The sequence below is a fragment of the Vibrio sp. McD22-P3 genome (assembly GCF_021568915.1).
In the GTDB taxonomy this organism is placed as follows: Bacteria; Pseudomonadota; Gammaproteobacteria; order Enterobacterales; family Vibrionaceae; genus Vibrio; species Vibrio mediterranei.
This window is the reverse complement of the sequence record NZ_JAKGTN010000017.1, coordinates 1-16,606: the sequence shown is the minus strand read 5'-3', so window position 1 is coordinate 16,606 and position 16,606 is coordinate 1. Positions and strand designations below refer to the sequence as shown.

Annotated in this window: 17 protein-coding genes and 1 pseudogene; 6 read left to right on the top strand and 12 right to left on the bottom strand. The window is 42.9% G+C overall.

Going from position 1 to position 16,606, the window contains the following annotated elements; all coding sequences use genetic code 11:
- Window positions 1-107: 107 nt before the first annotated feature.
- The 6 genes and pseudogenes from L2W36_RS19080 to L2W36_RS19055 form a co-directional block, all read right to left on the bottom strand.
- Window positions 108-611 carry a hypothetical protein gene (locus tag L2W36_RS19080; RefSeq protein WP_062458174.1) on the bottom strand — a complete coding sequence of 168 codons (504 nt, stop codon included), beginning with the start codon at window positions 609-611 and terminating at the stop codon, window positions 108-110.
- Window positions 611-2,803, bottom strand: a complete 2,193-nt coding sequence (locus L2W36_RS19075) for a tyrosine-type recombinase/integrase (RefSeq protein ID WP_062458170.1) — start codon at window positions 2,801-2,803, stop codon at window positions 611-613. Before L2W36_RS19075 ends, L2W36_RS19080 begins: the two co-directional genes overlap by 1 nt.
- A 14-nt stretch (window positions 2,804-2,817) precedes the next feature.
- Window positions 2,818-5,136 (bottom strand): hypothetical protein, encoded by a 2,319-nt coding sequence (locus tag L2W36_RS19070; RefSeq protein ID WP_062458167.1) that lies wholly within the window; start codon window positions 5,134-5,136, stop codon window positions 2,818-2,820.
- Window positions 5,136-6,539: a tyrosine-type recombinase/integrase gene (locus L2W36_RS19065; RefSeq protein WP_062458164.1), complete on the bottom strand. Its 1,404-nt coding sequence runs from the start codon at window positions 6,537-6,539 to the stop codon at window positions 5,136-5,138. Before L2W36_RS19065 ends, L2W36_RS19070 begins: the two co-directional genes overlap by 1 nt.
- A gap of 91 nt (window positions 6,540-6,630) precedes the next feature.
- Window positions 6,631-6,963 (bottom strand): annotated as a pseudogene (bcp, locus tag L2W36_RS19060) (thioredoxin-dependent thiol peroxidase); the annotation flags it as partial.
- A gap of 34 nt (window positions 6,964-6,997) precedes the next feature.
- Window positions 6,998-7,540: a glycine cleavage system protein R gene (locus L2W36_RS19055; protein ID WP_006071054.1), complete on the bottom strand. Its 543-nt coding sequence runs from the start codon at window positions 7,538-7,540 to the stop codon at window positions 6,998-7,000.
- A gap of 286 nt (window positions 7,541-7,826) precedes the next feature.
- On the opposite strand from L2W36_RS19055, the gene dapA reads away from it, so the two are divergent.
- Together dapA and bamC are read left to right on the top strand one after the other, a co-directional pair.
- Window positions 7,827-8,705, top strand: a complete 879-nt coding sequence (gene dapA / locus L2W36_RS19050) for a 4-hydroxy-tetrahydrodipicolinate synthase (protein WP_038227841.1) — start codon at window positions 7,827-7,829, stop codon at window positions 8,703-8,705.
- 50 nt (window positions 8,706-8,755) lie between these two features.
- The gene (gene bamC, locus L2W36_RS19045) at window positions 8,756-9,775 is read left to right on the top strand and encodes an outer membrane protein assembly factor BamC (RefSeq protein WP_006071057.1); all 1,020 of its coding nucleotides are present in this window, start codon (window positions 8,756-8,758) and stop codon (window positions 9,773-9,775) included.
- A gap of 15 nt (window positions 9,776-9,790) precedes the next feature.
- Here the strand turns inward: bamC and L2W36_RS19040 are convergent, their stop codons facing one another.
- From L2W36_RS19040 to L2W36_RS19025, 4 genes are read right to left on the bottom strand one after another with little or no spacing between them, the layout of a single operon-like run.
- Window positions 9,791-10,000 carry a DUF2897 family protein gene (locus L2W36_RS19040; protein ID WP_006071058.1) on the bottom strand — a complete coding sequence of 70 codons (210 nt, stop codon included), beginning with the start codon at window positions 9,998-10,000 and terminating at the stop codon, window positions 9,791-9,793.
- A 9-nt stretch (window positions 10,001-10,009) separates the two neighbouring features.
- Entirely contained in the window at window positions 10,010-10,684 is a 675-nt protein-coding gene (locus L2W36_RS19035; protein ID WP_236111204.1) for a M15 family metallopeptidase, read from the bottom strand.
- A gap of 2 nt (window positions 10,685-10,686) precedes the next feature.
- Window positions 10,687-11,823, bottom strand: a complete 1,137-nt coding sequence (gene dapE / locus L2W36_RS19030; protein WP_006071062.1) for a succinyl-diaminopimelate desuccinylase — start codon at window positions 11,821-11,823, stop codon at window positions 10,687-10,689.
- Between the two features lie 34 nt (window positions 11,824-11,857).
- Window positions 11,858-12,208 (bottom strand): ArsC family reductase, encoded by a 351-nt coding sequence (locus L2W36_RS19025; protein WP_006071064.1) that lies wholly within the window; start codon window positions 12,206-12,208, stop codon window positions 11,858-11,860.
- A 293-nt stretch (window positions 12,209-12,501) separates the two neighbouring features.
- On the opposite strand from L2W36_RS19025, the gene L2W36_RS19020 reads away from it, so the two are divergent.
- Window positions 12,502-12,783: a winged helix-turn-helix domain-containing protein gene (locus L2W36_RS19020; RefSeq protein WP_006071066.1), complete on the top strand. Its 282-nt coding sequence runs from the start codon at window positions 12,502-12,504 to the stop codon at window positions 12,781-12,783.
- Window positions 12,784-12,866: 83 nt separating this feature from the next.
- On the opposite strand, the gene L2W36_RS19015 is transcribed toward L2W36_RS19020, so the two are convergent.
- Entirely contained in the window at window positions 12,867-13,217 is a 351-nt protein-coding gene (locus tag L2W36_RS19015) for a DUF4156 domain-containing protein (protein ID WP_124940162.1), read from the bottom strand.
- Window positions 13,201-13,542, bottom strand: a complete 342-nt coding sequence (locus tag L2W36_RS19010; RefSeq protein WP_198558186.1) for a DUF2956 domain-containing protein — start codon at window positions 13,540-13,542, stop codon at window positions 13,201-13,203. The genes L2W36_RS19015 and L2W36_RS19010 overlap by 17 nt, the downstream gene beginning before the upstream one ends.
- A 112-nt stretch (window positions 13,543-13,654) precedes the next feature.
- Between L2W36_RS19010 and L2W36_RS19005 the strand changes: the two genes are divergently transcribed.
- The 3 genes from L2W36_RS19005 to L2W36_RS18995 all read left to right on the top strand — a co-directional run bounded on the left by L2W36_RS19005 (window position 13,655) and on the right by L2W36_RS18995 (window position 16,342).
- Window positions 13,655-14,149, top strand: a complete 495-nt coding sequence (locus tag L2W36_RS19005) for a DUF2919 domain-containing protein (protein WP_198558185.1) — start codon at window positions 13,655-13,657, stop codon at window positions 14,147-14,149.
- A gap of 36 nt (window positions 14,150-14,185) precedes the next feature.
- Entirely contained in the window at window positions 14,186-15,091 is a 906-nt protein-coding gene (locus L2W36_RS19000) for a Dyp-type peroxidase (RefSeq protein ID WP_006071073.1), read from the top strand.
- A 114-nt stretch (window positions 15,092-15,205) separates the two neighbouring features.
- Window positions 15,206-16,342: a flagellin gene (locus L2W36_RS18995; RefSeq protein WP_124940160.1), complete on the top strand. Its 1,137-nt coding sequence runs from the start codon at window positions 15,206-15,208 to the stop codon at window positions 16,340-16,342.
- The last annotated feature ends 264 nt before the right edge of the window (window positions 16,343-16,606 follow it).

Sequence of the window (16,606 nt, the reverse complement as noted above, 5' to 3'; positions counted from 1 at the left end):
GGTCTAGAGCACTTTTATAATGTTAGAGTGTGCATTTTTACCGATAGCTAACCGTCCTGTCTAGTGATTACTCCAGACAGGATAAGGTTGGGTGGCAGTGCTAAATACTACTTTGGTTTTCTAAATGGGTGTGCAACCACATTGTCTAAACGAGCCGAGACGATTTTATCCATAGCTTTTTCTCGCTGGCTCTCATGCAGCATATCCATAAGCTCTTGAACTACTTTTACGTGAATGGCTGCTTGAGCGGCCAAAGCCTCCTTATGGCTTTGAGCCTCAGCGTAATATTCTTTTTTCTTCTTATCGGCTTGAGTTCGTTCGCCTTTGAGCGTTTTTATTTCCTTTTGAAGCACTTCAATAGGGGAGTCTGTAGCCTCATCTTGAGCAACTTGCACTTCCAATGATTTGTTTTTTATCATCAGAACGACATCACTATGCCTTCTGAGTGCGCCAGCGGAAAGCCCTGCTTCTTTTTCAACATTGCTGTTGTTGATTTTGAGCTTGCCTTTTCGTGCCTTATTACGCAGTTCTTTTGATGTTAACTTTGCTACATCGCCGCTCAACAGTCTTTCTAATGCTTCGATTAGATTCTTTTTGGTGGTCTGTGACATTATGAAACAACTCCGAATGGGATGAGTAACTCTCTAACTTCATTTGGAAAAGCAACAGGCTCATAGTCGATACCTAAATCACCCATAATACGTTCAGCCGCTTGAATTTTAATGTAAGATTCAGAGGCCGTTTGAGGGGTGAGTTCATTATTTTCAATATCGTAAAGCATGTGAATTTCAGCTTCTTTACGCTTTGCTTCAGCAAATACGGCATCCACGATGTAGTCATTCTTGCAATCTACACATTCTATTAGGTTAACAAGCGTTCTTAGCCCGCAAGTGGTCGAGGTGCAATATATCCCTGGCGCAACCGCATGAAGGTGTAGGTTTTGATTTCGAATTTGCTTTTTCCAATAATTAAGAGAAAGCATGTCATTATCCACCTTGTCTTTGAATAAGTTACGGTTGGTTTTGGTCATGCTTTTTGCAAACTCTTTGCCTTTACCGCCTGCAACTCTCTCCTTGTTTGCCAATTTCTCATATATGCTTAAGTAGACACGGGCTTTCTGGTCGATCCGTTCTTCATCAATTTCATTCGCAAGTGTCTTTTTCTTTTGTCTGATTTTTTGAAACTTACTGGCATTTTTAGCGTAGTGCCGCGTCATTGCCATAGACACATGACTAAATTGCTGTTTGAGTTGCGGGTAGTTACAAAGCTCATAACCAATTAAGTAGTAAGCAAAAGAGCGGCGAAGTTGGTGTGGCGTAAACTCGTAATTGCTACCCAATTCAAACGACAAATTGGGGTCGGATACTTTCAGGTCAACAATGTCTTCATTGGTTAGCGCAAGCTCTTCACCCATAGCGTCTTTAAACCAAGCTATAGAGTGTTTACTTATTCCTTTTTTGCTTGTTTCACTGAAATCCTCTTTTATCTTATGGAAGAAGGATTTTGAGCCAGAGTGGCGATTTCTAAGTGGCGTGTGCAACGCTTGAAGAACTTCATAAGCTTTCATGCCAATCTCAGTGGTAACAAACTCATCTTGTATTGATTGAGAGCCTTTGTTGGTTTTTGATAAGTCAGCATGGATAACATATATATTCTGGCGTTCGATTCTGTCTTTAGTACAGCCCTGAGCGGTGTTCAGGTTATACATTTCATCGCCTCTCATTCCTGTTCGAGCCATTAATCCCCATAAGCAGCCACCATTGAGCGTTGTAAAAAGCACTTGAGCTTCGATTAGGTTGGTGATTGTCCAGTGCCCAATCGTTAGCTCTCGTTCGGTGTGGAAGTTATCAATGTAGCTGTTATGAATCTCTGGTTTATGGTGGTGAAGAAGCGTCAATACTTCATCTTCATTTGGAGAGTGCAGCGCGGTGAAGGCTTGTTGAAAAGCAAGTGTGCGCTTTTTGGAGTGAGTGTTCTTGGCTAAGTACCATATAATACCACCGTTTTTTTGTCTAGCTTCACCACTGACCAGATACTTGGCATAACCTGCATAGGCTTTTTCACAATAGGTGGCAATGTAATCTGCCAATTGCCCTAGTTCATGACGAAAAGCGTAAGCTGTATTTATCACCTCTTCTGACTTTTGAAGCCCTAGATAGTAGAGTCTTTGTGGAATAACGGTATATTGTTTTGCTTCTTTAAGAACTAAACCAAAATCCGAGGCGTTAAGTTTTTTATTTAGGCCAACCTCAAATGGCAAGCCTTTGGCTTCCACATAAAGGCGATTTAACCCAGCGTAAATTTTATCTCTTTCAAAGTCAATATCGGTAAAGCCTGTTAGTGCCCAAGTTTCGAGACGGTCAAAGTCAAGCGCAGATAGCGTGTTAAGCCCCTCATTTAATAGCGGATTGATGACTTTTTTTAGGTTAGTTAACGCATTATAAAGAGTGCCAAAGGAGTGGTCATGAGGTGAAAGCCACATCATTTTAAGAAGGAGAGCTTTAAGCTCATTTTTTAGATTGCGCTCAATCACTCTACCATCGTTCGTAAAATCTAGTGTTAGGGTTTTCTTTGCTTGCGGGTCAATATAAGGCTGCAAGTTTCTCCATGCCTCATCATCGCCAATTTTACCTAATGATTTACCTGTTACCGTAAAGCCTATCTCAAGGGCTTCGAGCTCTTCCCAATCGCCGCGCTCAATCGCTGGCTTTAATACATCGATTAAGTAATTGGCATGAACGCCAACATTTTGTTGCGCTTTAAGAAGCTTGTTTTGGTGCTCTAGGTCAAAGGGTTTTATCATGTGAGCCTCCGTAACTATAGGGATAGAATCGCATGGTCGATGGACACTCGTGGGTGACGACCTTGGGTATTAAATTTGTTCATGGCTTCATCGAATACATCGTCGCTTGCTCCATCGAGCGTAAACTCAAACTGCTCGATTTTTTCAAGAGCCTCTCCTTTCGAATCAGGGAACATATCCAGCCCTTCCTTTAAAACATCGATGTATGAAATAAGCTTGTAAATGGCGTCAACCTCATCTACCGCTTTGGCGGATTGGCACTTGTGACACATATCAAACTCGGCGCAAGGCAAGTCTATGCCTAGCGCATAGTTCGTTTCACGTTGTGTATTCTTACCATCAACAATGACTTGCTTACCATTGCAGGCGATTCCATTGGGGTTGGTTTTACGTTTTAGCTCACCTTCCTCGTATGTCAGCATAGGAATACCACGCCTTTTAGCTACAGCGTCTTTTGCTTGCTCTAAGTTATTGTCAAAGAGATTTTCGATGACTTCTATACTCTGAGAGATAATGACTTTATTGAGGGATGGAAGCCCGTTGATGTAACTTCTCTCTATGGTTTCTTGTTTGTTTTGGAGCAAGCTTTGAACGGCTTGAATACCTCCCTCGGCATAAGCTTGGTTGCTGTTCATTTCTCGCCAGCGACTTGATTGAAGAGATAAATAGTAATGGTTGGGTTCAACAGACCATCTTCTCATTAGACTTGCTGAAATAGGGCTGATGCCTTCCCAATCTGAAGGAACACTACGGGAAGTCTTTGTTAAAAGCAGCCGTTCGTATTTCTTAGGCTGTTTGTCTGCTTTTTCTGTCGCATATTGTTCAATATCTTTGATTAACGCTAAATCAGAAGCAGGGACTTTGAAGGATCCTGTTTCGCTATGTCTATAGTAAAAAGAAACGGTAACGTTGCCATCACTATCTTTTTCTGAGTAGGTGAGTGGAAGTAAAATTCCTTTGAGCGGTAAGTCTGTGTAACAAGATAAAATGCAGTACGCACTGTTGCTCGCCCCTTGTTCTGCCCTATTTTTGGAAGCTGCCTGCACATCCTTATGAACAACATTGCGACCTAAGTGATTCACGACCTTCTTTAATGAGATGTACTGTTGGTTTCGATAGGCGTAAAACAACTCTTTAAACCAAGGCAGGCTACCAGCCCTATAGGGCGATAACAGGTGCAATTGGTTAACGAGTTGTTTATTTAGCTCTCTCAAATCAAACGAACCATTGACTTCAGAGTGATTATTGAGAGTAAAAAGCAGCTCTGAGCCGTCTTCACCACTGCCGTAGAGTTTGGATAATCGTTCTAGTAGCTTTATAAACTTCACGCCATCGCGCTTATTGACGTCAAAGAGCTCACCCACTAGCAGAGCATCGACTTCACTGTTGGCGCGAGGCTTATGGCTTGAGACTTTGACTACTTGCAGGCTCTTATCTCGCGCTTCTGCATGAACATGAATTGGGTGAGCAATGTTTCGAATGTTGCTGTCGTTCAGTGATGTGAAAAAACACATTAAATGATAGGCAGCGCCCATCGTAAGGTTAAAGGCAGAGCCAGTATTAACAGTGGTGCCACTTTTACCTCGACCTCTAGCTGCCAATGATGTCGGGATGTGAACGGTTTCCTCTTGCAAACCAAGGCTAATGATAAGAGGCAGTGTTTCGGGTAAAGGAATATTGCTTTCTTTAGCCGCAATGAGCTGTGGCGCAAGAGTGAAAAATAAAGTCTCTAATCGTGTGACCAGTAACTCTTCTTCATCTGAGTACCCCTTAAATGGCGTTTTTTCTCCAGTAAACCCTCGGTGGTTTCTCGCCCAATCGGAAATAGGCAAACCGCACCATTCAAGGGCACTACGAAGGAATGAAAGCATTGTTGGAACGGTGGATTCTTTAATCCCTAACTCATCACCGTGATTGTATTCCCATAGCCGTTTTGAAGGGGTAAACATCTTTATACGATGCCTTAATTCGCCATCGTTGCCAGCATACTTCAAATAGCCGTTTTCGGTAAATGGGTTAACATTTATGGCATCACAAAAAGCCAGATAGCTGCGCAAGTTCTCGTAGTTTGAGCTGGCGGTGTGTGCTGAATTGCCATTGTTGACATATTGTTTAGCTTTTTTGCAAAAAGATCGGATAAATACAGCTCGACTGTTTATCTTTTCGTTTTCTTTGCTCCCCCCTAAATGCAATAGGTGAGAAACATCGAACTGCCGTACTTGGTTTGATTTATTATCTTTATAAGGAATCTCAAAACTCAAGGGAACAATATTTTGATTGTTTCGTAGATGCTTGACGGCTTTGGACTGTTTTGCGATTTTGCTTTTTGCCATTACGACCAACCTCCGTTTATTTTGCGGTTTTTGGCTTTAGCCGTGTTGATTTGGTCGTCTAGCTTATTCATGTACTGAATGTACTTTTCGGTGGTCGATGTGCTGGCGTGTCCCATCAATTCCGCTAACTCACCCATAAGATAGTTGTAGCTAACATTACGCTCTTTTGATTCTTCCCAAAGCCAGTGAGTCGCAAAGGTAGAACGTAAATCATGAATTCTGTAGTACCAAGAAGAGTCCACTACCCGAATCTGCTTTCTAAGGTTTGAAAAGTGTGTTTCTAACGTATTAGCCGAGTAAGGCACACCTTTGTTTGAGAGAAATAGGTACGCAACGGTATCTATTTCGTTGCCTGCCTGAATAAGCTCATTGCGCTTATTTAGGTTTTTAAGTTGCGTGTGACTTTCTTTGTGTATCTCTAGCTCTTCGTACAGCTCTATAGGGATTTCTACGGTACGCTCTTTACTACCTTTAGTGTGGGTAATTTTGATTGGCACAGCATCTAAATCTCTGTAGTCAGCGTTTCCGATGTCATGAGCGGGGAAGTGAATGGCTTCATCTATTCTAAGTCCTGCTTCGACACATAGGCGAAAGATGAGTTTTGTCGTCTTTGGGAGTGACGTTATATGCTCATTAAATAAGGCTTTGTGCCCGGGGTGCATGGGCTTGAGTTTTTTATGAGCAGGCGTATTTTGTTTTTTAGGAAACATCTTCATGATATTGGAAGTTTCATAAGTACGCTGTGAGCCAGATTTTGTGTGAGCCAGAATATCGTGTTGGTTTAACTCCTGATGAACTGTTTCTGTGGTGTAGTGCGTAACGATATTTTCATCGTTATTTTTGATGTAGCCGTTTTTTTGCATCCACTTATAGAATCCAATTACCACACCCATATAGGTGCGAGCGGTAGATAAACTAAAAGCCTCGTTGCCATTGGAGCCTTCAATATCATTGCAGTTAGCAAGCAGGAACTCAGCAAATTGCCAGGGAGCACCTTCTTCTTCGTACTTCGATAGGGTTTTATACGTTAGATACTCAGGTGGTATTTCATGACCATCTTCATCAACTTGAGAGCGGTGAGTCGAATCCAAATAACGAGTGAAAGCTAGCAAACCCTTTGCGATTGAACCTGTGTCTTTTACAGCCGCTTCACCACGCAATTTAGATACTAGATAAAGAGACTGTGGATAAACCACTCTACCGTCAGGAGCAACGATGATATCGGTTTTCTTTATGCGTGATTTTAGATTGGAAGGAGAGAGGTAGGGAGAGTATGTCACTTCCCCTGATTCAGTATCGGTATTTGTAGAGATTCTGAGCTTTGCCAATGTATCGACCTCGACAGAAAGAAGTCGGAAGTCATCATAAGCATCAGAACACTTTTCTTCATACGTTTCTATCACAAAACAATCCTCGATATGCTACCCACATATCAAAGATAGGTTTGTCATAAAAATATATCAAGGTTTTTTGTCATGAAAAATTTCCAAGGGTAAACTTCTTCTCGCCCCAAACACCGAATTGGTCTGCAACGGCATGGTCTTCATCTGAGAGAAGCGTAAAGTTAAGTTCATCACGCTCAATAAATTTACCTAGACGTTTTACTGGGTCAATACTGACACCCAATACCACAACGTTGTGAGCGTCAAGCTCGGCTTTAACGTCACGTAGCCCCTGAGCTTGCACGGTGCAACCCGGTGTCATAGCTTTAGGGTAAAAGTAAAACAGGACTTTCTTACCTTTGAAGTCTTGTAGTGTGACGGTGTTGCCGTCTTGGTCGAGCAAAGAAAAGTTTGGAGCTGGTGCGCCCGCAGTCAACGTGTTCATTAAAATTCCTTTGAAGCTGAATGGTGTTATTGTTTTATTTACTACCGCTGATGAAGTTCAGCGAGCCTTTTACTGATAAGCGTTGACACAAAGAGTCGAACTCTTCTTGTAACTGCATCAAGTTGCAATTTTCTTCTACGTTAGCAGTTAGAGCGATCTGGAATTGATCGACTTCTGTGCCCGCACGCTCTTTGACAATAGTTTGCGCGCTTAATGAAGCCAGACCGATCTGTTTATCGGCGAAAAACTGGGTAAATTGTTCAGTGAGTCCAATGCGGTCTTCTGATTCAATAAACACTTCAACAGTATATTGATTCGGTAAGGCGTCGTGTTTGGATGTACGTTTCATCATCGTAATGAGATCATGTTCTTGCCCTAAAAGTGGCAAGGTAGTCTCAACTCTTGTGATGTAACTGGGGGTGCCGGATATCAGCATTATGAGAGTAAATTCATTACCAAACATGGCAATGCGACTATCGATGATGTTACATCCGGCTTGTGCGACCAGATGTACGACTTCATTACAAATCCCTGGGCGGTCAGTACCAACGGCGGTAATCACTAAATACTGATTCATGGTGTCACTCTAAAGTCCTTATTTGATGATATGGTAGCACAGCTAACGGTAAAGCTCTTGTGATAGATGTAACCGAATACCGACAAATTTAAGGGGAATAAGTTTATCAGCCAGAAAATTGACCTGTTGATGACACCTCGAAATAGTAATAGCGCACCTTATACGTGCCTCATATCTGAAATCTGATAATTATTCATTCACTTCTTGCGGGGATCGTTTTTAATCTCTTGTGTTTATCAATAGCATTACAGTACCATGCAAGAAGTATCAATTTAGGGAGATCACCATGTTTTCAGGAAGTATTGTTGCCTTATTAACCCCATTCACTCCAGACGGCGAAGTGGACTTCGTTAGCTTACGAAAGCTAGTTGAGTATCATATTGAAGCTGGTACAGACGGTATTGTTGCTGTCGGTACAACAGGTGAGTCTGCAACACTAACTGTTGAAGAACATGTCAAGGTCGTCGCAAAGACGGTTGAGTTTGCTGAAGGTCGTCTACCAATTATTGCTGGTACAGGTGCAAATGCGACGCACGAAGCGATTACATTTAGTCGCTTATTTAATAATGTTGGTATTGCGGGTTGTCTGAGTGTGACACCGTATTACAACAAGCCAACGCAAGAAGGCATGTATCAGCATTATAAAGCGATTTCCGAAGAGACAGACATTCCACAAATCTTGTACAACGTACCTGGTCGTACAGGTGTGGATCTACTACCAGAGACGGTTGCACGTTTATCTGAGATTTCAAATATTGTTGCACTTAAAGATGCGACAGGTGATTTATCACGAGTTCAAATTCATCGTGAACTTTGTGGCGAAGATTTTATCTTACTAAGTGGTGATGATTCGACAGGGCTTGATTTCATCAAGCAAGGCGGCACTGGTGTGATTTCCGTAACGAACAACATTGCAGCGGCAGACATGGCAAAAATGATGAAGCTGGCTCTAGAAGGTAAATTCGAAGAAGCTGAAATCATCAATCAACGTCTTATGCCTTTGCATAAAAATCTGTTTGTAGAATCTAGCCCGATTCCTGTGAAGTGGGCTGCGCATAAAATGGGTTTGATTGACAACGGAGATTTACGTTTACCTCTTGTTGAACTATCCGAGCAAGCAAAACCTATTGTTGCTCAAGCTCTAACAGAAGCTTGTATTTACTAATAGAACATTAAGAGGAGTGAACTATCGCTCCTCTTATTAAGGGAGTATCAATGAAATTTTCTCGTCAGCTAGCGGTATCGTCGTTAGCTGTTATTGTTTTAGCCGCATGTTCGAGTGACCCTAACACTCGTCGCGAAGCAAAAGATGACTTTAACTACCTAGATGCACCACCGCTAGAAAGTTGGACGCTACCGGAAGATGCCACGCCTCAGTTCTATCCAAATTATGAAATTCCTAAAGGGGATTACTCGGGTGGCATTGGCCGTGAGGTTGATATTCGTCCGCCTCAACAAGTTTTAGAGCTTATCCCTGGTGCTCGAGTAGAAAGACAAGGCTCCGACGTAACACTGTGGCTGCTACAAAAAGATGAGATGGATAAAGTATGGTCAACGGTCAAGACCATGCTAGCTGAAATCAACGTCAAAGCACGAAAAGAAACCGATGACTTTATCGAAACCGACTGGGTGTCTTGGGTTTCTGAAGATGAGGACGTTGAGATTGGTAGCCGTTACGAGATAAGCCGTTTCGAAGCAAACAATCGTTATGGTTTCAAAATGAAGCTGATCGATTGGCGTGAGGGTGGAAAAGATAAACCAGTAACTCGTGTTAACGAAGAGCGTTACAACACATTGATGACCAATTTGGTAACTGCTCGCTATGACAGAGACCTTCGTGAAGAAGCGGCTCGTCGAGCTCAAGAGTTGGTCAAGTCTATCCCGATTAGCATGGGTACGGACAGAAGTGGTCTGCCAGTCATCATTGCACGTACACCGTATAATGTAATGTGGCAAGAGATCCCAGAGCTGCTGCCTAAGATGGGCTTCACCATTGAAGAGCGTAACCAGTCTCAAGGTACTGCAAAAGCCAAATACGCTGCACCGGATGACGCATTCTGGAATGACGTTGGCTTGAAGCCAATTGATCTAGAACCGGGTGAATATACCTTCCTATTCGGTGATTTAGGGAACCGTACTTCGATTAATGTTACGGATAAAGACGGTAAGCCAGTAGCAGAGAACCTGCTCCGCTCCCTAGAACCGTTGATATCGACAGTGATCAAGAAAGACTGAAACAAAAAAGGACCGTTAAGGTCCTTTTTTTATGTCTTCGTCATCATCGCCATATTTTTGTTTATCTAACTCATTGAGGCGGTCAAGTTCATGTTTACGTGAACGGACGTTATCTTCTTGGTTGAACTTCATATTGGCGGTGTGTTTCAGTGCTGCAATGTTGCCAATCACAACGGCTACAACAACAATAATGATAACCCACGGGTTAAATAGCCATTCAATCATACTTCACTCTCAACGTTGTATATTTGTTATATATTGATTGTAGATGTAATCAAGTTGAGAAAGTATGGCACGTTGTCCCAAAATCTCTGATTGCTCTAAAGTTTCTTGAAGCAATGTGATGGAAAGTTGGCTAAGACATTGTTCTGCCGTGGCATGGTGGCTGATATGCCAGGGTTCAAAGGCTACTCCGCCACGATCTTGCTGATAAGGAAAGCGGAAACCACACCGGCTAGCATTGTTTTTTAGCCATTGATAGAAGGGTACTTGATGACCTTGTGTATATTCCCAAGGCTCTAAGGCGAGAGAAGTGTCAACAGGTAACAAGTTACCTGCATAGACATCAAAATCGGTACCCCAGTGATGGCGGCTTGCACCGGGTAAAGCACTCCAACGCAAAATTGCTCGAACCTTTTGCTCATCAGACAGTGAGGCAGTATCCATGGGGTGGCTATCATCGTCTAGAATTGGCTTATCCCCTGACATTTTGTTGTTCCAAATACCAAGTTGACGCTCGAAACTTCGAAATCCACTGGCGATATACAGTTGAAATCCATCGGATGAAGCAGCTTGAATCAGAGCGTGCAAATCTTGCCTAACTTGCTGATGCACAAGAAACGCTTTGTTTCCAACTTGAAGTGGAACTAGCTCACATTCACTTTGACCAACAAGCTGCTTTCTATCCATATCTATTTACCCAAAAGATTAAACAGAGTTTTCTCGTACATATCGGTGAGCTTTTCAAGGTCAGCAATGTTTACACATTCGTTTACCTTGTGAATGGTTGCGTTAACAGGACCAAGCTCTACTACTTGAGTGCCCATGCGTGCAATAAAGCGGCCGTCGGATGTACCACCCGTCGTTAGAAGCTCAGGTTTCTTATGGTTGACCTCTTCCACGGCATCGACTACTGCATCCAGTAATTCACCTCTATCCGTTAAGAACGGATGACCACTTAATGTCCATTTTAACTCGTAATCCAACCCATGAAGGTCAAGTGTCGAATGTACGCGTTGTTTGATGTCTTCGTCGGTCAGTTCAGTACTGAAACGGAAGTTGAACTGCACATCGAATTCACCAGGAATCACATTAGTTGCACCGGTGCCAGAATGTAGATTGGGGATCTGGAAGCTGGTTGGAGGAAAGAAGTCGTTACCTTCATCCCACTTTGTTGCAGCAAGCTCTGCCAATGCAGGAAGCGCTTGATGCACTGGGTTGTTTGCTAGGTGAGGGTAAGCAACATGACCTTGTATGCCTTTTACTTTCAAATCACCAGTGATAGAACCACGACGGCCATTTTTAACCACATCGCCAACCGCTAGTGTACTTGAAGGTTCTCCTACAATACACATGTCGATCAGCTCGTTACGCTCCATCAAGGTATCGACCACTCGGGTAGTCCCGTTAATAAATGGGCCTTCTTCATCAGAGGTGATCAAGAAAGCAATGGAGCCCGTGTGGTTTGGGTTCTGTTCTATAAATCGTTCTACCGCAACAATCATACAGGCTAGCGAGCCTTTCATATCTGCTGCACCACGTCCATGAAGATGACCATCAATGATTGTTGGTTCAAATGGTGGGGTATGCCATTGTTCTTTTGGCCCAGCTGGTACAACATCGGTATGGCCAGCAAAGGCGAATAGCGGCGCTTCACTGCCTTTGCGAGCCCAGAAGTTGGTGGTGTCTTCAAACACCATCACTTCGATCTCAAAACCGAGTTTTTCTAGGCGTTCAATCATTACCTTTTGGCAATCTGCATCTTCCGGTGTTACTGATTCGCGACTAATTAAATCTTTTGCGAGTGCCAATACGGGGCTGTCTGTCATCCTTGATGATCCTTGTACTTATCGTTAATTCGAATTATGCGTTGAAAATCTGTTGGTATTGATCAGCTTTGAAGCCAATGTGTTTGCTGCCGTCAATATCGACAATAGGACGTTTAATCATGGCAGGATGCTCAACAAGTAGTGAGATCGCAGAGTCTTCATTAAGTGTGTCTTTTTGCTCTTGTGAGAGCTGGCGGTATGTCGTGCCGCGTTTGTTTAGTACTTGTTCCCAACCTAGAGCATCACAAAACTCGCGAACCATTTGCTCTGAAATACCATTTTTACGATAGTCGTGAAATGTGTACTCCACGTCATTAGCTTCGAGCCACTTTTTAGCTTTTTTAATTGTGTCGCAGTTAGGGATCCCAAACATGGTGATCGACATATTGACTTCCTTTCTATAATTGACTTGCCGACTAGGCAATTTTGTTTTCAAGCATCCTATCAAGAACTCTCCTTATAAACAAAAACTTGTTCTCTATCACACTTGGTCTGATCTGATTGTTCTGAACAGATGGCGCAAAAACAACAGAAAAGCCAGCTAAATTAACCGATATTGATGAAAAGTTACAAAATCTGAATTGTTGATATCACGCGGATTATCGAGAAATTGATCAAGCGCAACACCATCTTGTTGAAATCCAATATATTGGAAATGCACATAAATAGGAGGTGTCAATGGAACTGAGTCCTGTTTTTGCACGTCGTCTCTATCTCGCATTGCTTGTTGAGAGCATCGAGAGACCGAATGTGCCAAAACTTATCGAAAAAACGGGGTGGCCTCGCCGAACAATTCAAGATGTAATCAAGGCGCTACCTGGTATCGGCATTGAGCTCATGTTTGTTCAAGATGGGCGTAGACACAATGATGGTTATTACCAGTTATCTGACTGGGGACCATTCGACAGCCAATGGGTGATTGAACGCCAAAATGACATCGAGTCAACTCTTGGCGTTTAAGCAGCATATCGTTGTTGAGTGTGAATTAAGTATCAGCCGTGTGCATATGGATGATAAATGAGGCCAGAGTGAAGACTCTGGCTTTATTTTTTACAGCGGTACGCGCTACCTATCAAGGTTACCGATGTTTGAAAGTCGAGAGGGGATAGCAAAAGTACAGTATCTGCTTCCAACTCACTTGCATGATTCTTTATGTCATTCATTGCGCCACGGGCCAGTGCATCATTGCCATAAAAAATAGAGCTATACCAGCGTCCTTCTGAACCAGTGATGTCGCCTTTCCAAGCGCAAGACGAGACATCCATAGTAGCATCCAGTCTTACCTCAACACGTTCAGCTTGCGGTGATGAAAGTTGATTGGCCGGTGTTGAGCAGCCTTGCAACACAACCAGTGCGGTGATAGCACCGAGACTACGTTTAGTTAAGAGCAACATAAGCAATAAAACCTATCCAGCTAAATACCAACAACATCCAAGGTAAACGGGTAGAGCCTACCTCCTGAACTTGAATGTCTTGTGTTTGATTGTCTGCTTCAACGTGGTCACGTTGCTGCTTATCTCTTTTCTGTTTTTTTAGCGCTTTATCTGCCTGACGTTTTTTTTCTTTCTGCTGTTTTTTAAATTGCGCGATGCCTTTTTCAATTCCTTGAGCGATCAATTTAGTCTGTTCTTTTGTTTGACCAGGCTTTTGGGTTGATTTCGCTATGCGCATTGCTTCTTGCTGCGTTTCTACAGAAGGCGCACTTTTGTTGGTTTTCATACTCATCCTAACTCAAAATTTGCTGCATTTTATCATAACCAAGAGTTTGAACTTGAATCATTGCGCCATTAACACCATATAGTTTGATATTAGTTAGAATTTGAGACGTATTATGCGCTATGGCATAGAACAATATGACCAGCACGGAATCCTCAAAGCGCCAATTTGGCTCTGGTTAGGGTGGGCGTTCCTGACACGTGCTTGGGTGGTATTTATTGTTGCTGGTGCGAGTCGCCAAGAAGGAAGTCAAATTCTCGAGTATGTTTACCCAAACCACACTATGCTTTACCTCGGATTGGCCATGGGGCTACCGATTGTTGTAGGAATGTGGCTAATGGGATTGCGTAAAGCGGATACAGACAAAATCAATCGCTCTGTTAGCTATTTAAGAGGCACTTCTATTCTCGTGGTGCTAATGCAGCTAGGACATACTGTCTACTTAGTCAGCTTACAGCACTGGCAGTTTACCTGGACCAACGCGATGACACTGGTATTGCTGTGCTGGTTTGCTATTTATTTGGTAAATAGTCGCTATGTGATAGATTGCTTAGCGATGCCAAGAAAAATCAATACAGTTACTGATCAAGGTCATACTACGAGTAACTAGTTAAAAATACACTGTGCAAAAACAGAGGAAAGATCAATGTCATTACCACAAAGTGCGATAACGCCTGATGCTGAACCATTTGCGTTGTACATGCAGTTAAAAGTGAATCAAAACCCTCAGCAAGTGCTAAGTGCACTGCAAGCATTACCACAGTTAGTAAAAGAGCTTAATGAGTCTCAACCTGGTGCTGAACTGACTTCATCAGTAGCATTCTCTCACTCATTCTGGACACAGTTTGAACAGGCGATGCCGCCAGAACTGAAAGCGTTCCCAGAACTAGGTGAAGGTGATATTCACGCTCCATCGACTGAGGTAGATGTATTAGTGCATTGTCACTCTAAGCGTCATGACCTGCATTTTTATGTGTTGCGTAAACTCATGGGTCAGATTGCTGAGGACGTAACTGTTGTGGATGAGACCTACGGCTATCGCTTTATGGATGCTCGTGATATGACCGACTTTATTGATGGCACTGAAAACCCGAAAGGTGAGCAGCGTGGTGAAGTCGCATTAGTTGCTGATGGTGAGTTTGCTTCTGGAAGTTACGTGATGGTGCAACGTTTTGAACATAATCTGCCAGCGTGGAACCGCCTTAATGTTGCAGCACAAGAAAAAGTAATTGGTCGTACCAAGCCTGATTCTATAGAGCTGGATGATGTCCCTGCCGCATCTCACGTGGGGCGTGTAGACATCAAAGAGGAAGGCAAAGGACTTAAAATTGTTCGTCACAGCTTACCGTATGGTACGGTAAGTGGCGCTCATGGCTTACTGTTCATTGCTTATTGTCATACGGTACATAACTTCGATGCGATGCTTGAAAGCATGTACGGTGCAACCGATGGTAAAACTGACCAGTTGTTACGCTTTACCAAAGCGGTCACAGGGGCGTATTTCTTTGCGCCGTCGCAAGAGATGCTTGCCTCACTAAATATCGCAGCATAATCCATATCTTGGTTCCTAGGCGTTTGTACTAGGAACCTTCTCACTACCTTTTTTCCCTTCAGTTTTTTCTCATTTAGTCGATATCAAACTAACCCTCTTGTTTTCGGAACTTGTATGTCGATTACTGTTAATACCAATGTCAGTGCAATGATGGCGCAGAATCAACTGAATAAAGCGTCTCAGGCGTTGAATCAGTCGTTAGAGCGCCTGTCATCTGGCTATCGTATTAATAGTGCTAAGGATGATGCAGCTGGCCTACAAATTTCTAATCGATTAGAAGCTCAAATAAGTGGTTTAGGCGTAGCGCAGCGTAATGCAAATGATGGTATTTCCATCATGCAAACTGCGGAAGGCGCGATGAATGAAACCACATCAATCCTACAACGAATGCGAGATCTCTCGCTGCAATCTGCCAATGGTTCCAATTCGGCTCAAGATCGAAAGGCGCTGCAAGAAGAGTTTACCGCCCTTAATGATGAACTAAATCGAATCGCAGAAACCACCTCATTCGGTGGTAAAAGATTGCTCAATGGAAGCTTTGGTAAGGCCACGTTCCAAATAGGTGCGCAGGCAGGTGAGGCCATTCAAGTTGAACTAAAAAATATGCGTTCTGACCAACTGGAAATGGGCGGCGTTGCTTATCGTGCCAATAATGGCGTTTCTGAATCGTGGCTGGTGGATTCAAGTAATCGTAGCTTGAGTTTCAGTTATCAAGATGCTCAAGGTAGAACTCAGACTGACACGATAGAGCTTAAAGTTGGCGATGATATTGAACAGGTTGCAACTTACATTAACGGGCAAACAGATACGATTTCAGCCTCAGTAAACGGGCAGGGGCAGTTACAATTGTTTGCAGACTCCCAGCAAGTCACCAGTAGCGTTACATTTTCTGGGAGCTTTGCTCAGGCTTTAGATATTGCGACACAAGGTATTGTGACGGTGGATAATTTGTCTATCGAAGCAGTAGGAGGTGCGCAAATGTCGGTGTCGGTGATCGATCAAGCTTTAAAGTATGTGGATGGTCATAGGGCTGAGTTGGGTGCGTACCAAAATAGGCTAGGTCATACCATTAATAATCTGGCAAATATGGAAGAGAATTTATCGTCTTCGAACAGCCGTATTAAAGATACTGACTATGCGAAAGAAACAACCGAAATGTTAAAGCAACAAATTCTTCAACAGGTTAGCACTACGATTTTGGCTCAAGCAAAACAGACTCCTAACCTAGCACTTACTCTTTTGCAGAGCTAAAAGCAAAATAGGTCGTACGACGGCTTGGCAGATAACTTTAGTTCTTTTTCCTACAAAACTTCACTTTTTATGTTTCTTATCACAATTCATGTCCAACCGCATAAAAAAAGTAACTTTCCATAAATAAACTTCTCAAGTCTTTCTTTTTGAAGACGATAAAGATAGTAACTTTGAGAGAACTACTTGGTTTTCCGAGACGTCGGAAACCGCTACACCGGAAAATCAATTGGAGAAACAACATGGCAGTGAATGTAAATACTAACG